Below are 20,028 nucleotides of genomic sequence, written 5' to 3' on the forward strand. Positions count from 1 at the left end.
CTGCTTATAAAGTCATCTTCATTAATCTCAGTGCTATTGCTATCCTAGCTGTATTTAGCCATAGATAAAATGGGACGATATGATAAACACTGATGATAAACACTGATGATAAATTAATATGCATCCAAGGTAACGAGTTTTATAAAGAAGGTGAAACCTACAAGGTCGGTAGAATTGTGAATGATAAGTATTTCCAGATTTTGACTGACAACAATGCTGACCATTGGTATGCTACCTTAGACGATGAGGGTATTTATGTTAGCTTTGATTCTATGAGCCCTACAGACAATAAAGCATGGTTTGATAAGATAGATTAGAGGTTTTTATTGCTATATTGATGAAGGAAAGATAGACGATTATAAAAATGAGATAGAAAAATCATTACTCAAAAAGCTGGCTATTATAAACAGTCAGCTTTTTTGGTTGAAAATCTAGTTTACGGCATTGTAAATAATTTACTGCTTGTGGCCAATCAGCCGCTATTTTTGGCGCCTCTTGCCGAGCGGCAATCATACTGGCAGCATTTATCCAGCCCGCATGACCGACTGCTAATACTGGTTTTTTACCCCTATTTTGCGCAGCCATCTCATTTAACCAGTTTTCCACACGCTCAAATAACTGCTGTAAACTCTCGCCGCCCTTAGGGGCAAAATCTGTAAAATGATCACACCAATCATCAATCTCTTGTTTAGGAATTTGCGCCCAAGGCTGACCGTCCCAATTACCAAAATCAATCTCTGCCAGCTCAGGGGCGACATGATATTGAAAGCCATGCGGCGCCAGTATTTCCCCGACTTTTAATGAGCGCTGTAGTGGGCTGACCCAAATCACTTTTGGCAATTGATGAAAACGCACGAAGCGCTGTATTTTATTAGCAAGGCGTTTAACTTTACGTTTATCGACACTGATATCAGTCTGTCCGATACAAAAGCCATTAGCCGCAATGGGCTTTGGATGGCGCCAAATATACAAAACCATTGGCTATCATTATCCTTTTTAAATAATACGCTTAAAATTAACCCTAGTTCGGGATAAGGGCTCAAAAAAAGATAAAAAAAGAAGTCCAAAGTTGCTAAAGTAAGTTTACCAAGACCACTTAAGCAAAAAGGACTTCTTACATGGACAACCTAACCGAACTATACTGCCATATTGACGACTTTTATCAGCAATTCAAACCTGAGTTTGAGGCTCACTTAATCGCAACGGGCCGTCAACGGCTAAGAGCATGCAAGATAAGTGTATCAGAGATGATGACCATCTTGGTACTGTTTCATCAACTGCGGTATCGACAGTTTAAGTCTTTTTACTACCATCACATGCTTGGCATGATGAAGCGGGAGTTTCCAAACTTGCCCAGTTATTCACGGTTTATAGAGCTGATACCACGCAGTATCATGCCATTATGTGCCTACTTGCAAAGCATGATGGGCGACTGTACAGGTATCAGCTATATTGATTCAACCAAGATAGCAGTTTGTCATAACAAGCGTATCTACCGTCATAAAGTCTTTGAAAGAATGGCAACCCGAGGCAAAAGCAGCATGGGCTGGTTCTATGGCTTTAAGCTGCACGCCATTATCAATCATAAGGGCGAGCTTTTATCTGTTAAAGTCACTGCGGGTAATATCGATGACAGAGTGCCTGTTAAGGATATGGCAACGTCTGTGTTTGGCAAGGTGTTTGGGGATAGAGGCTATATCAGTAAAGCACTAAACGAGTGGCTCACAAAACACAGTGATACCATGTTGATCACCAAACTTCGGCGTAATATGAAACTCCAATTGCTTGAGCCTATAGATGAGGCACTACTCAATCATCGCTCTTTGATTGAAACGGTGTTTGGAGAGCTTAAAAACTTGTGCCAAATCGAACACTCACGCCATCGTAGTGTCACGGGGTTTATCACAAACTTGCTGTCAGGTTTGATTGCTTATTGCTGGTTTCCCTATAAACCCACCATCAAAAACATGCCTCAGCAGGGACAGGTAGCCACATTGTAAATAGTATCAATGAGTTACAATGTGGCTTATCCCGAACTGGGGTTAAAATTAAATAAAAGGGTTCGAAGCAGCAAGTCCGATATAAATAGCGATTTCACTTAACTGCTGCGTGGCACCTAACCCATCACCGGTATAACCATCTAAACGTCTGCGCAACAAGCGCCGCATATAATCCGTCGTTACGATGCCTAGTAATAAAGCCAATGACCATTGCCAAATACCAATTTGTTGCACGGCATTTGGAAATAGGAGCACGACCAGCAAGCCCGCTAATATGAGCCAACCACTGCTCAATAATCCTTGTAATGGCGTCAGCTGCTGCGCCATTGGTTTGGCTTTAGCATGCTCAATCTCACCGCCGTAAGGCAATAGCGCCAGTAAACTAATACATAATAAACGTGAGAGCGTATGTCCAATAATCAGCGCCACGATAGCCACTGATAAAGACATAGACGCCAATAAGCTGATTTTGATAAGTAACGCCGAGACCAATCCTAATACACCATAAGTCCCTAAGCGCGAATCCTTCATAATGGTTAAAGTACGCGCGCGAGTCAGACCACCACCTAGACCATCACAGCTATCCGCAAGTCCATCTTCATGAAAAGCGCCAGTGAGCCTAATTCCAAAGGCCGTACTAATCACTGCCGCCACCAAAGGCGTAAATAAAAGGCTGCCTAGCCAAAATACGCTCGCGCAAAGTAGCCCAACCAGCAAACCTACCCCAGGAAAATGACGGCTGCTCTGGTGCAACCACTGCGGATTGTAATTGGCAAATTGCGGTACGGGCAGACGCGTTAAAAACTGTACTGCTACTAACAATAAACGCCATTCATACTTTATAAATTGACTAATACTTGGTTTAGACGAAGACTGGGGTAATGCATTTGGTTGATTCAATGTCTGATTTAATGGTTGTTTTGATGGCTTTTTTGATAATTGTGACATTAGCTATTTTGTCCACTGATACCAGCATCATTAAAACTTGCCATCTCATTGATAATCGCACAAGCCGACTGTAATAATGGATACGCCAGCGCCGCGCCACTACCTTCACCTAGGCGCATACCCATATTGAGTAACGGCTCAGCATTGAGCAGTTTTAATAAATGCGTATGTCCCGGCTCGACCGAATGATGAGCAAAGACAGCATATTGAACAACACCGGGCGCTAAGCGCTCAGCCGCCAATAATGCACTACTGGCGATAAAACCATCGATTAAGAGAATACGGCGCTCACTGGCGGCTTGCATTAGCGCTCCTGCCATCATGGCAATCTCAAGCCCGCCTAATGCCGCAAGTATGTCGAATGGTGCTTGCGCTTCACTGTGCCGCACTAATACTTGGGTTAAAATACTTACCTTGTGCTTTAATCCTGCATCGTCAAGGCCAGTGCCGCGACCGATACACTCGTCAAGCGGTATATCGCCCAATCTTGCCAGTAATAAACTGGCTGCGGATGTATTACCAATCCCCATTTCACCGACAATCAATAGATTGCCCGCCATGTTCTTGACTACGTCCATACCATTTTCTAATGCGGCTAAGCACTCTTCTGCTGTCATGGCAGGCTCGCTAAGGGCGTCGCGGCTTCCATGACGCACTTTATAATCAAGCAGTTGCGCGTGGTCTTTAAAAGGAGAATTGGCAAAGTCGGCATCGACACCAGCATCAACCACTTTTAGCTCAATACCATGCTGACGCGCTAAAACATTGATAGCAGCACCGCCTTGCAAAAAATTATAAACCATCTGCGCCGTTACCGCGCTAGGATATGCTGAGGTACCATGCTTGGTTAGGCCATGGTCGGCAGCAAATACCCGAATTTGCGGTTGCGTAATTTGCGGCGTGGTCGTACCTTGAATCATGCCCAAATGCACCGCAAGCGTCTCCAAGCGTCCAAGGGCGCCCAGTGGCTTGGTTTTTTGGTCAACGATTTGCTGCAATTGTTGGTACAGCTCGTTATTTTCTATGTTTGCAATCGTTGGTGCTATAAATGTGTTCAAGCAAACCACCCTCGTATTTATACAATTAAAACAAAACCCACATACTAGCAGAGTATCTCAGCTTTACCACGAATAAAATCAAATGAGAGCCGAATAGACTCCCTAGTAGGATAGATTTACGATAGAATATGCACCTTTAAAAATTCATATCACTATTGATGTTAAGCTAGACGCCAAACTCACTAAATGCTGTGTGAGTTGCATTAATAGCGATAAGAGATTAACAACTATATAGAGACAGTAATGATCGTATTTTGGCTGCTGCTGACCATTCTTTTTATCATTTTTGCCACTGCGAAGTTAAAATGGCATCCTTTTTTAGTATTAATACTATCTGCCTTTCTGGTCGCACTTTTTTATCAAGTACCGCTTAATACGGTCGCAAAAACTATCTCTGATGGCTTTGGCGGTATCTTAGGATATATCGGGCTGGTGATTGTGTTTGGAACCATCATTGGCCTAATCCTTGAGAAAACGGGTGCCGCCATCGTGATGGCGGAAACCGTCATTAAAGTTTTGGGACCACGCTTCCCGACTTTGACCATGTCTATCGTTGGTGCTGTCGTATCTGTACCCGTGTTCTGCGACTCAGGCTATATTATTTTAAACTCGTTAAAAGAGTCTTTGGCTGAGCGCTTAAAAGTATCAAGTGTGGCAATGAGTATCGCCTTGGCAACTGGCTTATATGCCACTCATACCTTCGTACCGCCAACACCCGGTCCGATTGCAGCAGCAGGAAACTTGGGACTTGAGTCAAATTTGGGCTTGGTCATCATGGTTGGTGTTGCCGTCACCACCGTTGCGGTACTTGCTGGTTGGCTGTGGTCAAATCGCTTCCTTGACGCCACACCTGACAATATCGATGCCCTTGACGCAGTTGCCGTACCGGATAATATGAAGACTCGCGACGACTACAGCAAACTGCCATCAGCGACTATGGCATTTTTGCCTATTATTGTGCCCATTATATTGATTTGCTTATCGTCTGTTGCCAATTTACCCAGCACACCATTTGGTAGTGGCATACTAACCGATATTCTCATATTTATTGGCAATCCATTAACTGCCCTATTAATTGGTTTGTTTTTATCATTCTTACTGATTAATACTGACCAAAAAACACAGCAGATTAGTGACAGCATCTCACAAGGCTTGGTAGTCGCAGCGCCTATTCTTTTAATTACTGGTGCTGGGGGAGCGTTTGGCGCTATGCTAAAAGTCACGCCGATCGGTGATTATTTGGGTACTACGTTATCTGCCCTAGGGCTTGGTATTTTTATGCCATTTATCGTTTCTGCGGCGCTCAAAACAGCACAAGGTTCAACCACTGTTGCTTTGGTCACTACTTCGGCGATGGTCGCCCCATTATTAGGTCAAATAGGTCTTGATAGTGAGCTTGGTCGCGTATTTTGTGTGATGGCGATTGGTGCAGGCGCGATGACTGTCTCGCATGCTAATGACAGCTTCTTTTGGATTGTTAGCCAGTTTAGTCGTATGAGTGTGGCGCAGGCTTACAAAGCCCACTCTATGGCAACAGGGATTCAAGGCGTGACCAGCATCATCTTTATTTGGCTATTGACCTTGGTATTTATCTAGCGCCTTAAGTAAATTATTGAAAGTCAATTTTTAAAATTTAAGTAATTAAAAAAGACTCAAAGAAACATTTAAAGAGAAAGTCATGAAAATTTTAATCGCCCCTGACTCGTTTAAAGAAAGTGTAGAAGCACTGGATGTCTGCCACGCTATTCAATCTGGCTTCAGCCAAGTGTTTCCTGACGCTGACTATAAACTGCTACCGATGGCGGATGGCGGCGAAGGGACTTCTGCAGTGTTGTCTTATGTGTTAGGTGGACGCTGGAAAGAAGTGCCTGTCCATGACCCTTTAATGCGACCGATTAACGCAAAATATTTATTACTCCCTGATGCAACTGCGGTCATTGAAGTCGCTCAAGCTTGTGGCTTACATCTATTGACGGTAGCAGAGCGTAATCCTGTCATTGCTAGCAGCTATGGCGTCGGCGAATTGATTGAGGATGCTCTAAATGAAGGCGTCAAGCGCATTATTATTGGTCTTGGTGGCAGTGCTACCAATGATGCAGGACTTGGTATGTTAACGGCGCTTGGTATGACGTTTCATGATAGTAATGACAACATCTTAGCCCAAGGCGGCGGCGCACTTGCTAACTTGCAACGATTGGATGCGACCAGCTTTCATGCAAGCGTCTTAAACACAGTATTTGAGGTGGCTTGTGATGTCACCAATCCGTTATGTGGTGAATTGGGTGCCAGTGCCATATTTGGTCCTCAAAAAGGCGCTAGCCCGCAGCAAGTCCATGAGTTAGATAAATCGTTAACGCATTTTGTAAATGTGTGCGAGCAGCATGGCTATCAAGGCCATCAAGAGGTAGCAGGTGCCGGTGCAGCAGGTGGACTGGGCTATGCGTTAATGAGTTTTTGCCAAGCGGATTTAAAGTCAGGTTTTGATACAGTGGCAAAAGTGGCCAATTTATCACAGCATATCGCCGATGCAGACTTGATCATCACTGGTGAAGGCAAGCTTGATGCTCAGTCTGCTATGGGCAAAGTGGCGGGTGGTATTAGCCAAATTGCTAAATTGAGTCATACCCCCGTGATTGCTATTTGCGGCAGTGTTGATGGGCTAAAATCCGCTCAGACTAGCCAGTTTGACGTCATTGTGCCCAGTATCCAAAAGCTAGATTCCCTCGATAATGTCTTTAAAAACGCTTATAACAATATTGAAATTACCGCTACTAATATTGCCGCAGCGATAAAATTGGGTCAAAGCATACAATAAAAATAATCGTTTGTCGTGAGCTTACCTTTTGAATGCAATACTTTATGAAAAAATAATGGCTTATGTCAATAGCGCTCTTAGCATATAAGAGCGCTATTTTTATATCGGCTGTATCCATATCACTGAGCTATTGCTTAACTGATTAAGCATGCTACTATTTGAGCAATAATTTAAATTGCTTTTATACTTTATGCTAAGTTTATAAACATATTATCAAGGACGATAAATGACCAAATTTAACCCTATTCAATCACACCCTTCCTTTATAGACTCTAACGAGCCTTTGGTTATTAGAGAAAACTTAGGCAGTGTTGTGACGTTGACACTCAATTGTCCCAAACAGTTTAACGCGCTATCAGTAGATATGTTATCTACTATGCAAACAGAGCTAGACAGCATCGTCCAAGATAGCAGTATTCGCGTGGTCGTCATTGCCGCAAACGGTAAGGCCTTTTGTGCCGGTCATAATCTAAAAGAGATGCGCGCCAATCCAGAAAAGGCATTTCAGCGCGCCTTATTTGAACAGTGCAGCCAGATGATGCTGACCATCAATCGCATGCCACAAGTGGTGATAGCTAAAGTAGAGGGCATCGCTACTGCTGCTGGCTGTCAGTTGGTGGCAGCCTGTGATTTAGCTGTCGCCTCGGACAATGCCAAATTTGCCACTTCTGGTATCAGCGTAGGGCTGTTTTGTTCCACCCCTGCAGTAGCAGTCAGTCGCAACCTCTCTCGCAAGCAAGCATTTGAGATGCTCATCACCGGTGAATTTATCGATGCTCATACCGCACTGCACCAAGGACTGATCAACCGTGTGGCAAGCGCAGAGCAATTAGATACGACTTTGCAGTCTTTAATAGATAGCATTACCGCCAAATCCTCAGTCGCTTTGACCACTGGCAAAACCATGTTCTATAACCAGTTGGATATGACATTGGCTGAGGCTTATGAGTATGCCAGCGAGGTGATGAGCTGCAATATGATGGCGGATGATGTGAGTGAAGGGATTGATGCCTTTATCGAAAAGCGTCCTGCCGTATGGACAGGACACTAAGAACAATATCAGCATTTTATAACATAAAATACCGATATCGGCACACGCGCTTTTTTAAATAATCAAAGACGCTTTTCTCAATAACAAATAGCAATAGCTAAAATTACTCTGCCAAGAGCTTGGTCAATAATTCATTTATTTCAACTTTAAACTCTCTATCTTCGATTTTATTAGCGCTGATTTTAGCATTTTGCAGACTTTTGATCGCAGCATCGGTTTGGCCCAATTCGATTTGCAGCTCAGCCATAGAAAAAGCGATCGATGCCAAATGGTCTTTTGAATTAATGGCCGCGGCTTTATCTAACGCTTTTTGATAAATAACTAACGCTTCATCCAAATCCTCGGTAAAGTCAGCCAAGGTTTCCCACTGTTCAGGATGGTCTTTATCGCTTTTTTCATTTTCGTTACACAAATCTTTTAGCTGCGCATATAGCGCATCAAAGGTTTTTTGATCGTTCTTACTGTCCGCTTCTAGCAGCTTTTCTGCTAAAACATAGATGGATTTATATATTTTGGTATTAATCATGATGGGTGACCCTGTTGGTTGCACGTCAAATGCGCTAAATGATGTTGATTATAGACTAATTTATATAAATAGCTCATAGAAAAGGGCGTGATAGCAATCACACCCTTTTATTTTATATCGCTTTCAATCTTAGCATCTACGATACACAGTTAGATTCAGTCATTAAACGCTCGTAATTATTCAGCAGCGATAACGGTAATTTCGACCAATAACTCAGGACGAGCCAATGCTGATTCGCCGCATGCACGCGCTGGTGGCTGGACGCCTTCAAACCATTTATCCCACACTTCATTCATTGCGGCAAAGTCTGACATACTTTTTAGCCAGACGGTTGCGGATAGCAGCTTTGATTTGTCACTACCAACTTCTTGCAGTAATTTTTCGACTTTCTCTAAGCACGTTAAGGTTTGAGCTTTTATATCATCTTCGCTATTACCCACTTGACCGGACAGATAAATGGTTTGGTTATGAATCACAATCTGACTCATACGTTGGTTACTATGCAGCTTTTGCATGAATTATTATCCTTAATTTTTAATGTTTCAGTTCTTTCAAATACCTGAACTGTCAAATATATAAACAGTTCAGATTTTTTTAAACAGTGCTTAGCTAGGAGTTAGCGAGAAAAACGCTCAGCGCTAAAGGGTTTAATATCAACCAATAATGGCTTGTCATGAATCATCTCCTCTACCAGACGACCAGTCATGGGTCCTAAGGTAAAACCCTGATGGCTATGACCAAAGGCAAACCATAATTTGTCGTGCTGCGGCGCAGGACCGATGACTGGCTTCATATCTGGCATGCAAGGACGTGAGCCCGCCCACGCTTCACTCTCGACGGCATCTTCTAGCGGCAGAATTTTGCGCGCAAGTTTTAATACGGTATTTAATTGACCAAAATTCTTTGGCGCATTCATAGTGGTCATCTCAGCACCGGTAGTGATACGGATACCTTGCTGCATCGGACCCATCACAAAACCCTTATCCATATCAAACATACTATGGTTGATGGTGTTTTTTTCCGTGACTTTAAAATGCTGATGATAGCCACGCATTGGGAACAGCGGCAAATCATAACCAAGCGGTTTGATTAAATCGTTAGACCAAGGCCCAGCAGCAATGACCAATTTTTCACTATAAAAAGTGTCGTTGTCGGTAACAACTTTCCAGCCATCTGCTTCTTGGACGATTTCATTGACACCGCTTTCTTTGATGGTACCACCCATTTCTTGAAAGTTTTTTGCGTATGATTTCACCAATAAGCTCGGGTTTGACACTTGCCAAGAGTTTAGCCAATGAATCGCGCCAACGAACTCGTCAAAATTGGCGCTCGGCTCCATCGCTTTTAATTCGTCAAGCGTCAAGACATTGTGCTCAACGCCCTGATCGCGGTCTTTGATTGCAGCATCAATAGCTGCTTTAAACGTCTCTTCAGAGCGATGCAACTGCAACCAGCCTTTGCGGCTAATCAAATATTCAGCGCCAGACGCTTCAATCATGGTTTGGTGTTCACTGGTGCAATGTTCAATCAGTGTCTGCCACTCGGCTTCGATTTTTTTAATTGAAGCTGGCGTCGAGTATTTCCAATACTGCAATAACGCTTGATGATAGCGCAAAATCGCTGGGATTCGATAGCGAATATCAGTGCCTTGGTTTGGCAATACGCGTATCATTTCAGTCAGCTGGCGTGGAAACGGATGAGTATGAATCGCCTCGCGCTGAATCAAACCAGCATTGCCATATGAAGTCTCAGAGCCCGGTAGTTTTTTGTCCAACAGTAAAACTTTGGCGTTATTTTTTTGTAAATGCCAAGCCGCTGAGGTGCCGACCATACCTGCACCGATAACGATCACTTCGTAGCGCATAACACGTCCTTTTTTAAGATTTTAATACAGAATATCAAGGTTGAGAAATAACAGATAAGGGAGTAATAGTAACGCATTGCGCATCAGATTAAACCCTTATCATAGAAATATTTTTGCTATTTAATACTTTCGGTTATGCGTTTAATTGAAAGCTATTTCTGATAGGAATAATGTAGAAATTATTAAGAAATTAGACCTATTTTGGCTAATCAAAATGCAAGGAATAAACCAATCACCACCAAATTGGATCCTCACTTGCTAGTGTTTCTAAAAGCTTCTTGCCAGTCTCGACCGTCAACTTATCGGCAGGTAGCTCAGCGATGAACCGTGACGGCTTATCAAAGTAACCCGAATAGCTTGAGAAATACTCGGGCGCAGTTAAAAATAATCTGCTCTTAGCACGGCTACAAGCAACATAAAACAGCTTACGCTCCTCCTCTAACTCTTCAAAATCACTGAGCGAGCGATAGTGCGGCGTCATACCATCGACGAGAGAGTTGACAAATACCACTGGCCATTCAAGCCCTTTGGCACTATGAATGGTAGAAATGGTAACTTTATCATTACTATTTTCGTCTTTTTCAGGCTCGCCTGCGGTAGCAACTGAATCATTGGGCGGATCGAGGGCAAGATTTTCTAAGAATTTATCGAGGCTGTCGTACTCTGTTGCTAGGTTTTTAAGCACACGAAAATCTTCACTACGCTCGCGCCAATTCTCTTCAATCGTTTTTAATACAGGAATATAAAACGCTAAAATTCGCTCAATCACTATTTCCACTGACTCTGCCTGACTGGCTTTGGTTAAAGTCGTATGCAATGATTTAAGCTGTGGGCTTTTCTTCGCAAATGATGGTGCTAATAGCGGCTCAAAAGTATTGTTGTTAACATTATTATTAACATTGTTATCGGCATTAATCGCTTGGGTTAAGCGCGTCGCCGTTACTGCCCCTACCCCTTTAAACAAGGTTAAAATACGGTGCCATGCAATGGTATCATTTGGGTTATAAAGTATTTTGACAAAGGCTAAAACGTCCTTGATATGACGCCGCTCAATAAAGCGAATGCCGCCCACGACGATAAAGGGAATATTGCGTTCCATAAATTCAAGCTGAACGTAGTTGGATTGAAAAGATGTGCGGCACAAGACAGCAAAGTCCTCATAATCGTAATCTGGTTTTAATTCGATAATTTTATCTGCAATATATTTAGCCTCTTTTGTTTCATCACTTAAACGGCGAAATATTGGCTTGATGCCTTCTATAGATGCGCCCGAGTACAATTGCTTTTGATAGCCCAACGTAATTTGCGCCGATAAAGCATTGATATAATCCAGCACCGCTGGCGTACTGCGATAATTTTGCTCTAATTTAATCAGTTTTGCTTCGGGGTAGCTTTCGCCAAATAGTAAGATATTTTCATAATTGGCACCGCGAAAAGCATAGATGCTTTGGTTGTCATCACCAACGACCATCAGCGATACCGACGCCGGCGCACAAATCAAATCTATCAGCTCTTTTTGCGGAATATTGGTGTCTTGATATTCATCGACCATGACATAACGATAGTGCTGTTGTAGCAGCTTTCGAAAGGTGTCATTGTGCTTTAGATGGCGCACCACTTGGCTGATGATGTCATCAAAATCATATAAATGATTGGCACGCTTATATTCATGAAAGTCGACCGCCAATTGCTCAATAACTGGAATATGCACGGCGATATCAGGATAACTGCTTTCGATTAAGTCGCGAATATGAATGCGCCGATTTCTAGAAGTTGAAAAGATATTTTGCAAGGTTTTTTTGCGCGGAAACGCCTGATTGGTTATTTTGGTCGGATACTTTTTTTCTTTATTAATCAAATCAATCGCATCTTCACTATCGCCGGTATCTAAAATCGTAAAGCGCGGATTGATACCAAGTAGCCCAGAATATTGGCGCAATAACATATTGCAAAATGAGTGAAAAGTGCCGCTAGTGATATCATTTAGCGCCTTACCATTTATGTGACTATCATCTAGACGGCTTGCCAGCAAAGTTCTAGCGCGACTTTTAATTTCATTGGCCGCCTTGCGGGTAAAGGTTAATAGCAAAATCTCTTTTGGCGCGACGCCATTTTCTATCAGATAGCTGGTTCTATAAGTCAAGGTTTTGGTTTTACCAGAGCCTGCACCGGCGATGACCAATACTTTGCCCTCAATAGTCGTGGCAGCCAACAACTGGTTAGGGTTCAGCTCACGAGCGTAATCCACTTGTAACCCTAAATGACTGGCAAGCCGTTTCTCTAATATTTCAGCATCCGCATTTATCAAGTTGGCCTCGAGCTTTTTAATCGCCTGCTCAAGCCGCGTCAGCTTGGGTTTCATGTCAACGAAATTTTGCGGATAATTATAATGGTGGGTAGCAAAAATGGTGGTCATTATTAACAATTGCCTTTGGTGTGGTTTATCGTGCTGGCTATTGATGATAGCGCAGCAGCATGCATCATCATTTATAGGTAGTAGCTTATCATAATAGACAGGGCGCTGAAGGTCATTGATAACGAACACTCATATGAAACGATGATATTAAAGGATGGTATTAAACCGCGGTATTAAACAGGTTACTAAGTATTGTGATTGAGCGTAAAAATTAAAATAGCAAGCACAACAACCTCACCCATTTTGGCTGAAATTTGCTACAATATGCCCAATTTTGAGTTCCTATTTTACCAAGCTTTATACTGACTAAATACCAAGTCTGTTATTGCCTGATTTTATTAATATATTGAGAGCATGTTATGGGTTTTAATTGCGGCATCGTCGGTCTACCAAACGTGGGTAAATCCACCCTGTTTAACGCCTTGACCAAAGCGGGTATCGCCGCTGAAAACTTCCCTTTTTGTACCAAAGATCCCAATACCGGTATTGTTCCTGTGCCAGATCCACGCCTAAAAAAATTGGCTGATATCGTCAAGCCCGAGCGCGTATTGCCGACAACGATGGAATTCGTCGACATCGCAGGTTTGGTCGCTGGCGCCTCAAAAGGTGAAGGTATGGGCAATCAGTTCTTGGCTAATATCCGCGAGACCGATGCGATTGCTCACGTGGTACGTTGCTTTGATGATGACAACGTCGTCCACGTTGACGGCCGCGTCAGCCCTATCGACGACATCGAAACCATCAATACCGAATTGGCATTGGCCGATTTAGAAGCCGTTGAGCGAGCTATTACTAACTTAAGCAAAAAAGCCAAAGGTGGCGACAAAGATGCGACGGCCATGCTCGATGTGTTCAAAAAAATCGAGCCATTATTAGCAGAAGGCAAAGCCGCCCGCGGTGCTAACCTAGACAAAGAAGAGCAAAAACTGATCAGAAGTTATGGTCTGATTACCTTAAAGCCAACGATGTATATCGCTAACGTGAGCGAGGATGGCTTTGAGAATAATCCATATCTAGATGCAGTGCGTAACTATGCCACTGGCGAAGATTCTATTGTCATTGCCCTATGCAATCAAATCGAATCTGAAATTGCTCAGCTTGATGAAGATGACAAAAAAGACTTCCTAGCTGAAATGGATATGGAAGAAGCTGGTCTTGATCAAGTGATTCGCGGCGGTTATGATTTGCTTGATATGCAAACGTATTTTACGGCAGGCGTCAAAGAAGTCCGCGCTTGGACAGTCGCTGTTGGCGCAACCGCTCCTGAAGCTGCTGGTGTGATTCATACCGACTTTGAACGGGGTTTTATCCGCGCTGAAGTCATTGCGTATGACGACTTTATTGAGTATGGCGGCGAAAAAGGTGCAGCAGCAGCCGGCAAATCACGTTTAGAAGGTAAAACCTACATTGTGCAAGATGGCGATGTGATGCATTTCCGTTTTAACGTTTAACGTTCAACGTTTAATATTTACAAGTACAAGCGGATTGAGTGTTTACACAGTCTTAGTAGAGAACAACCAAAAGCCAGCTTCAACGCTGGCTTTTTTTATTATAATAAAGGGAATAACGTTAAAGTAATTAACCTCTCTAAAAGCAAAAATAAAATAGAATGATAAAAATAACGGACGATAAATGATGACTGCTTCTGTTAATCAAACCACGAATTCTAGCGACCATTGGGCAAAATTATTTAGTGCTCAGCGTTTAGGCAGTCATAAAAAAGCCCCTGCCGAGGACAGCGCACGCTCCTCCTTTCATAAAGATTACGACAGACTGGTATTTTCACATTCCTTTCGTCAGCTGAATCAAAAGACCCAAGTTCATCCGTTGACCAACCAGCTTGGTATTCATACGCGCTTAACACATTCGCTAGAAGTTTCTTGTATTGGTCGCTCTTTGGGTATCATGGCAGCAGAGAAGCTGCATGATAAGTTGGGCGGCGGCTTACCGAACGGTGTCGCGCCCGCTGATGTCGGCGTCATTATCCAAGCAGCTTGCCTTGCCCATGATATTGGCAATCCACCGTTTGGTCATGCCGGAGAGTACGCCATTCGTGATTGGTTTATGCATCCTGACCGTAAGCAAGTCTTGCAAAATCTGAATAATAACGAGCAATTAGATTTACTGGCTTATGAAGGCAATGCACAAGGATTTCGTATATTAACCCGAAATGAGCACCACCCTGATTTAGGTGGTATGCGCTTAACCTGCGCTACTTTAGGCGCGTTTATGAAATACCCTTGGCTTGCCACTCATAGCAATCCCGTTTATCAAGACAACTCTATTGATCAAAACAACCGCATTTACCAAGGCAATCACACCACTAACATGCAAAAATTTGGCTGCTTTTATAGTGAGGCAGCGCAGTTAGAGGAGCTGGCAGCAACGTTAAACTTGCCATATTCAAAGCAGCACGATGGCTTTGCTCGTCATCCGCTAGCCTATTTATTAGAAGCGGCAGACGATATTTGCTATGCGCTGATAGATTTGGAGGATGGCATCAATTTGAATATGCTAAGCTATGCAGAGGTTGCGGCGATTTTTTATGAGCTGATTGGTGAGCGCCCTGATACGCTTGCTCTACCCACCCAAGTGTCAGTCAGACAGCATTTGGCATCGCTGCGGGCACGGGCAATGATGCGTTTGGTCAATGCCGTCACCGATGCCTTTGTAGCCAATAGTGATACTATGTTGGCGGGGACGCTACAAGGCAGCTTGTTTGCGCACTGTGAGCCGAGCGTACAAAGTGGCATCAACCAAGCTAAGCAATTGGCACGCGAAAAGATATTTAATCACCCAAGTAAAGTGCGCATGGAGCTGATGGCCAATCAATGCTTGCAGCGCCTGCTCGATGCTTTTATGCCACTCGCCTGGATAAAAGAGGCAAATAAAACCAATGCGCCGATAAGCCAAATATCCTTTGAGCAGCAGCGTTTGCTAAAATTACTCCAGCCGCATCTCGATGAACATCGCCGGACTCTAGCAGATAATACCTATGATAATATGCTTAATGTATTAGATTTTATCACTGGTATGAATGACCATGAAGCCTATCGACTGGCGCAAGAGCTACAAGGGCATTGGGGCACCATTGTTTAAACAACATGTTTAAGCATCTCGTTTAAAAAGAAGTCTAGAATTAATTTAAAACCAAGCTTAAAATTCAGTCTAAAACCAATTCTAAAAACTGGACAATCAACGATAACCGTCTATTTCATTCGTATTTTCGCAATGAAATGAGTATGATAGACATCTATCAGGTAATTTTGAAATATTATGAGTAGTCGCGAACAAAAGAAACTTCAAACACGGCACGCTTTTTTTAATGCGGTGCTCGATTTGTGTATGACAGGTCAGTCTTTTAGCTCAATCAGTCTCAGACAGGTCACGCGCGAGGTTGGTGTGGTGCCGACGGCGTTTTATCGCCATTTTGATGACATGGAGTCGCTTGGTCGCGCCTTAGTCATCGAAGAGTTGGGCGGTACGATGGCAACGTTAAGTGAAAACTTGCAAATTGGGCGCAAACGTAGCTTTGAGCGCCAAATCGCTAAAAGTATTCAGATGTTTTTATATATGGTCAGCGAGCAACCTTGCTACTGGCAGTTCTTAGTCAGTGAGCGTTATGGCGGCTCAGAAGCGGTACGCAAAGCCATCAATGAGCTGATTAAAAAACACGGTCAAAGCCTAGCAGAAGACTTAGCGCTACAGCCGGCGTTTACCCACATCAATACTTATGATCGTAGACTGTTGGCAGAAGCTGGGGTCAATATGTTTTTTTCTTGGATTATTGACTGGCTCGAGCTGACCTATACCGAAGACCATGATGATGAGGTCGACTTGGCAGAGATAGAAAAGAAAAAACAACTGATGCTGCATAATTGCACGCGCCAAGCACAAATGCTGTTTTATGGTGCTTATAATTGGAAATCTACCGAAGAAACCCGTTTAAATGATTAATTAGACTTAATTTTTGCATGCTATTTATTACTAATTATCTATAACCATTAGAAAATTGGCCTAAAAGCCCAAAGTCGTTGCGTTAGCACACGCACCTCTTTGGGCTTTTTATTATCAGAATTTTGAACGTTTTTAGCATTAACATCAGCGTTATTAGCATCATTGCTATTTTCATTACTGTTATTATTACTGCTATTTTCTTTTTCACTATCAGCAGCCGTTTTGCTAATAATAACGGTCGCAAAGCGTTGTCTTGCCTGACCAACCGTCGCATTATCAGAGGCGGTAATAAGTGCCATAAAGGCTTGGCTATCAACCGCTAGTAATGGCGTCAAGGCTTTGCGCGGCTCTGCTTTTACACTACTTAATACGGGCAGTTGCCAAACATCATCGACAGAGCTAAAGGCTTGTTTTGCTCGCAACTCAACGATACTCTGCATTTGCTGGCTGCTCGCACCTTCTACCAAGGCAGCAAGCAAAACGGGACTGGCGGTATTAATATTAATGGGTAAATAATATGGTACCGCCGTAATATAGGGACGCAGTGTCGCCAATACTTGCGCATCAACGCCCTTTACTTCTGCTAATTGATCGATACTAAGCAACGCTTGGTTGGGTAAAGCTGTATCCGCTCCGCGATTGGACTGCTGAGCATATACTACATTTTCATCACCGCCATCTTGGTAGACTTCGCTGTCGGCATCTTGATAATCAAGTACCGCAACGGCGATATCAGGCTCTAAATTTAGCTGTGTAAGCAGCCTTTGAAAAACGGCCAAGGCAGCATTATCAACGGCGCCATTGTGATATAAATTATTAATATTAAAACGACTGCCCTCATCGCGTAATTCGATGCCGATGCTATGTCCGCCTAGCGTATAAGGCGGTATTGGCTGCGCCCAAATATCCTGCTCGCTATCGGTATCATTTAATTTAGCATCAGCACGAATCAAGGTAACGGCCAATTGCTGACCTGCATTAATATCTTGTAAGAGCTGGTTTTGGTCAAACAATAAGCCGCTACGCCGAATAGCAATCTTTTGGCTGGCAAGCATTGCCCCTGCAACCACAGTAATACTAACCACCAATAATAAAATAGTCAGCAGCGCGACGCCACGTTGTGAATCGGCTTTCATAGAGATTGTAGGCATCGTTGGCCTTATTCGTGGCTTATTTGGCATAAATAGCCTCTATCATTGACCAAATGGGGCATTTTCAGTAGCGTTGCCTGATTTATTGTTTTCTACATTGCCATTGGCTGCATTATCGTTATTGGTGCCGTTATTATTTTTATCACCGCTATTAGCATTAGGATTGTTAGGCGTGTTTTTGTGACTGGTATTTGTACTGATATTTGGTATTGGCTGCGGCGTCAGTGCCCATTGCCAAGTGATCGGCATATCCTGATACGTAAAGTTAAGCGCAATCCCTTTTGGTAACAGTATAGTCTCAGACGTTTTATTGGCTGAATTCGCCAACTGCCCTGATACGGTATTATTACTGGTACTGTTATTGCTGCTGCTATCTTTATTGGGAAATTTGGCGCTTAATTCAGGTAAATAAGCTTGCCAGCGCCCTGCCGTGACGCCTTCAAGCAATACACTATCTAGGCTAATGCTGTCACTGCCACCAGCAAGACTGTTATATTGACGGCGAATTAAGCGCTCATCGGCAAAAATGTATTCGATATGCTGCACACTTGCGCTGCTTTGATAACGTGGGTCGGGGTCGGCAAAACGCATAAAGCTGATACGTTCAGCATCTAGACTCATAAAAGGTTCGGGCGCTGGTGCGTTTTCTTGATTGCTATTATTAGTATTATTCGTTGTGGCGTTATTGGACGAGGCGTTATTAATTGAAGAATTAGCACCCTGCGTATCCACTGCCTGATAAGGAATCATTTGGTTCATATCTTGCTGTAATTGCAAATAGGCATATTGCAAAACTGCTAAATTATCCGCATGAAATTGCGCCCGTTCACGCGCACGGTTAACGCCATCAAATACTTTCCAGCCAGCCACCGCTAACATGGCAAATATCGCCATCGCCACCATCAGCTCAAGCAAAGTAAATCCATGATTTGATTTCATGGATTGCCTCTATCTGGCGTTAGACCGCTCAAATCCAAACTACCAACCTCCTGCTCAGCGTTACTTAACATCACGTTGATATCCGTCACTGCGCTGCGTGCCTGTCCATCTATAATGGGCGCAACAGCGATATTTACCTGCTTTAATGCAGGTGTGATGGCGTCCGTGGCGGTCATTGTCACTTGCCAATCACGACCTTGGGTATTGATAGTTTGGGTTTTATTGGCCGTCAGCCACGTATCTTGAATACGCAAATCTGCTGCCGCGTTTTGTGCGACAAACTGCGCCAGCGTACGAGTACGTAAAACATCAACTGAGCTTAAATACGCACTACTCGCACGGCTCGCGGCAACGGCAACGACGGCTAGAATCGCTAAAGCAACCATGACCTCAATCAGGGTAAATCCGCGCTCATATTTTGATAGAGCGGGCTTTAGGTTTGTATAGGTATGTTCGGCCTTATTATTATCTATCATAAGTTAGCGCCCTTGCCCTATCGACATACTACCATCGGGCATAATTGTAATCACCTCGCCCACCAAACGCGAATTATGACGCACCTCTATTGTTACCGGTGTGGCCTGACCTGTGCCAAACCATAGTACTTGCGGTACATTTTGCTCGGTAAACCACGGCTGCAGCGCTTGCGTTTGTTCTGCGTTTGACTGACTACTCGCATCCAAGCTTTGCACGCTTAAGCTCACACCCATAGGCAAGGCAGGCAGACTAACTTCTGGCTCAACCTCCCAACTTGGTGTGGGCACTTTATCTGTAGCAGCTGATATATTCGTCAAATCTGCTGACAGCTCCATGGCGTTCTTAGGCGTACTATCGCCTCTAGAAGACGTATAATCTTGAGTTTGATAAGCAATATACGGATTTGATAGCGTGACAATGACAGGCGTCATTTGACCTTGTTTATCGGATTGTAAGCTTAGACCCATAGGCGCCATACGCTCAGCCGATAAAAGTCGTACATAGCTCAGAGAATCTGTTAAATGCTCATAAAAGGCGCGGTTTTTGCGTGACTCACTGCTACCGACCGACAAGCTCATCATGCCAGCAAATATAGATAAAATAACGACCACCACTACTATTTCTACAAGGGTAAAGCCCGCTTGCCCGATACGGATGTGCGCGTGAGAGACTGTGATTGAAGATATAGAGGAAGTCGGTTTTGACATACAGAAGTCATCTAGAATGGCGTCACCTTATTAAAAATAACGCTATATTGAATGGTATACAAACGACGAAAGACATGACGAGTTATAAAAACTATGACTTCGTACACATGTTAAAAGAT

The 20,028-nt window shown here is 43.4% G+C and carries 19 protein-coding genes; 8 read left to right on the top strand and 11 right to left on the bottom strand.

Annotated features, from left to right (window positions below; genetic code table 11):
• The first annotated feature begins 92 nt into the window (after window positions 1-92).
• Window positions 93-317 (top strand): hypothetical protein, encoded by a 225-nt coding sequence (locus AB8P72_RS08355; protein WP_369957601.1) that lies wholly within the window; start codon window positions 93-95, stop codon window positions 315-317.
• A 64-nt stretch (window positions 318-381) separates the two neighbouring features.
• Here the strand turns inward: AB8P72_RS08355 and AB8P72_RS08360 are convergent, their stop codons facing one another.
• On the bottom strand, window positions 382-978 hold the full coding sequence (locus AB8P72_RS08360) for a histidine phosphatase family protein (protein ID WP_369957602.1): 597 nt from the start codon (window positions 976-978) through the stop codon (window positions 382-384).
• A gap of 140 nt (window positions 979-1,118) precedes the next feature.
• On the opposite strand from AB8P72_RS08360, the gene AB8P72_RS08365 reads away from it, so the two are divergent.
• On the top strand, window positions 1,119-2,000 hold the full coding sequence (locus tag AB8P72_RS08365; RefSeq protein ID WP_369957603.1) for an IS982 family transposase: 882 nt from the start codon (window positions 1,119-1,121) through the stop codon (window positions 1,998-2,000).
• 48 nt (window positions 2,001-2,048) lie between these two features.
• Here the strand turns inward: AB8P72_RS08365 and cobS are convergent, their stop codons facing one another.
• On the bottom strand, window positions 2,049-2,948 hold the full coding sequence (gene cobS, locus AB8P72_RS08370) for an adenosylcobinamide-GDP ribazoletransferase (RefSeq protein ID WP_369957604.1): 900 nt from the start codon (window positions 2,946-2,948) through the stop codon (window positions 2,049-2,051).
• Window positions 2,948-4,015, bottom strand: a complete 1,068-nt coding sequence (cobT, locus tag AB8P72_RS08375) for a nicotinate-nucleotide--dimethylbenzimidazole phosphoribosyltransferase (RefSeq protein WP_369957605.1) — start codon at window positions 4,013-4,015, stop codon at window positions 2,948-2,950. Before cobT ends, cobS begins: the two co-directional genes overlap by 1 nt.
• 234 nt (window positions 4,016-4,249) lie before the next feature.
• On the opposite strand from cobT, the gene AB8P72_RS08380 reads away from it, so the two are divergent.
• From AB8P72_RS08380 to AB8P72_RS08390, 3 genes are all read left to right on the top strand, one after another.
• Window positions 4,250-5,602 (top strand): GntP family permease, encoded by a 1,353-nt coding sequence (locus AB8P72_RS08380; RefSeq protein ID WP_369957606.1) that lies wholly within the window; start codon window positions 4,250-4,252, stop codon window positions 5,600-5,602.
• Window positions 5,603-5,684: 82 nt separating this feature from the next.
• The gene (locus AB8P72_RS08385) at window positions 5,685-6,821 is read left to right on the top strand and encodes a glycerate kinase (RefSeq protein ID WP_198328922.1); all 1,137 of its coding nucleotides are present in this window, start codon (window positions 5,685-5,687) and stop codon (window positions 6,819-6,821) included.
• Between the two features lie 226 nt (window positions 6,822-7,047).
• Window positions 7,048-7,872, top strand: coding sequence for an enoyl-CoA hydratase (locus tag AB8P72_RS08390; protein ID WP_198328923.1), 825 nt, complete (start codon window positions 7,048-7,050; stop codon window positions 7,870-7,872).
• A gap of 103 nt (window positions 7,873-7,975) precedes the next feature.
• Here the strand turns inward: AB8P72_RS08390 and AB8P72_RS08395 are convergent, their stop codons facing one another.
• The 4 genes from AB8P72_RS08395 to AB8P72_RS08410 all read right to left on the bottom strand — a co-directional run bounded on the left by AB8P72_RS08395 (window position 7,976) and on the right by AB8P72_RS08410 (window position 12,678).
• Window positions 7,976-8,398, bottom strand: coding sequence for a tetratricopeptide repeat protein (locus tag AB8P72_RS08395; RefSeq protein ID WP_369957607.1), 423 nt, complete (start codon window positions 8,396-8,398; stop codon window positions 7,976-7,978).
• 176 nt (window positions 8,399-8,574) lie between these two features.
• A complete protein-coding gene (locus AB8P72_RS08400; protein ID WP_333612935.1) occupies window positions 8,575-8,913 on the bottom strand; it encodes a RidA family protein in 339 nt (112 codons plus the stop codon).
• Between the two features lie 101 nt (window positions 8,914-9,014).
• Window positions 9,015-10,262: an NAD(P)/FAD-dependent oxidoreductase gene (locus AB8P72_RS08405; protein ID WP_369957608.1), complete on the bottom strand. Its 1,248-nt coding sequence runs from the start codon at window positions 10,260-10,262 to the stop codon at window positions 9,015-9,017.
• Between the two features lie 232 nt (window positions 10,263-10,494).
• Window positions 10,495-12,678, bottom strand: coding sequence for an ATP-dependent helicase (locus tag AB8P72_RS08410; protein ID WP_369957609.1), 2,184 nt, complete (start codon window positions 12,676-12,678; stop codon window positions 10,495-10,497).
• A 359-nt stretch (window positions 12,679-13,037) separates the two neighbouring features.
• Between AB8P72_RS08410 and ychF the strand changes: the two genes are divergently transcribed.
• The 3 genes from ychF to AB8P72_RS08425 all read left to right on the top strand — a co-directional run bounded on the left by ychF (window position 13,038) and on the right by AB8P72_RS08425 (window position 16,635).
• Window positions 13,038-14,129, top strand: a complete 1,092-nt coding sequence (gene ychF, locus AB8P72_RS08415) for a redox-regulated ATPase YchF (RefSeq protein WP_102077091.1) — start codon at window positions 13,038-13,040, stop codon at window positions 14,127-14,129.
• A gap of 184 nt (window positions 14,130-14,313) precedes the next feature.
• Window positions 14,314-15,777: a deoxyguanosinetriphosphate triphosphohydrolase gene (locus AB8P72_RS08420; protein ID WP_198328929.1), complete on the top strand. Its 1,464-nt coding sequence runs from the start codon at window positions 14,314-14,316 to the stop codon at window positions 15,775-15,777.
• 177 nt (window positions 15,778-15,954) lie between these two features.
• Complete coding sequence (locus AB8P72_RS08425; RefSeq protein ID WP_102077092.1) at window positions 15,955-16,635, top strand: TetR family transcriptional regulator; 681 nt, start codon at window positions 15,955-15,957, stop codon at window positions 16,633-16,635.
• A gap of 47 nt (window positions 16,636-16,682) precedes the next feature.
• Here AB8P72_RS08425 and gspK read toward each other — a convergent pair whose 3' ends face one another.
• Genes gspK through AB8P72_RS08445 form a run of 4 tightly spaced genes read right to left on the bottom strand, consistent with a single transcriptional unit; the run spans window position 16,683 to window position 19,909 of the window.
• The gene (gspK, locus tag AB8P72_RS08430; protein WP_228706568.1) at window positions 16,683-17,786 is read right to left on the bottom strand and encodes a type II secretion system minor pseudopilin GspK; all 1,104 of its coding nucleotides are present in this window, start codon (window positions 17,784-17,786) and stop codon (window positions 16,683-16,685) included.
• A gap of 42 nt (window positions 17,787-17,828) precedes the next feature.
• Window positions 17,829-18,725: a type II secretion system minor pseudopilin GspJ gene (gspJ, locus tag AB8P72_RS08435; protein WP_369957610.1), complete on the bottom strand. Its 897-nt coding sequence runs from the start codon at window positions 18,723-18,725 to the stop codon at window positions 17,829-17,831.
• Window positions 18,722-19,201: a type II secretion system minor pseudopilin GspI gene (gene gspI, locus AB8P72_RS08440; RefSeq protein ID WP_102077094.1), complete on the bottom strand. Its 480-nt coding sequence runs from the start codon at window positions 19,199-19,201 to the stop codon at window positions 18,722-18,724. Before gspI ends, gspJ begins: the two co-directional genes overlap by 4 nt.
• A gap of 3 nt (window positions 19,202-19,204) precedes the next feature.
• Window positions 19,205-19,909 carry a prepilin-type N-terminal cleavage/methylation domain-containing protein gene (locus tag AB8P72_RS08445; RefSeq protein ID WP_369957611.1) on the bottom strand — a complete coding sequence of 235 codons (705 nt, stop codon included), beginning with the start codon at window positions 19,907-19,909 and terminating at the stop codon, window positions 19,205-19,207.
• Window positions 19,910-20,028 lie beyond the last annotated feature (119 nt).

It is taken from the genome of Psychrobacter sp. CLB018 (assembly GCF_041222815.1).
In the GTDB taxonomy this organism is placed as follows: domain Bacteria; phylum Pseudomonadota; class Gammaproteobacteria; order Pseudomonadales; family Moraxellaceae; genus Psychrobacter; species Psychrobacter faecalis.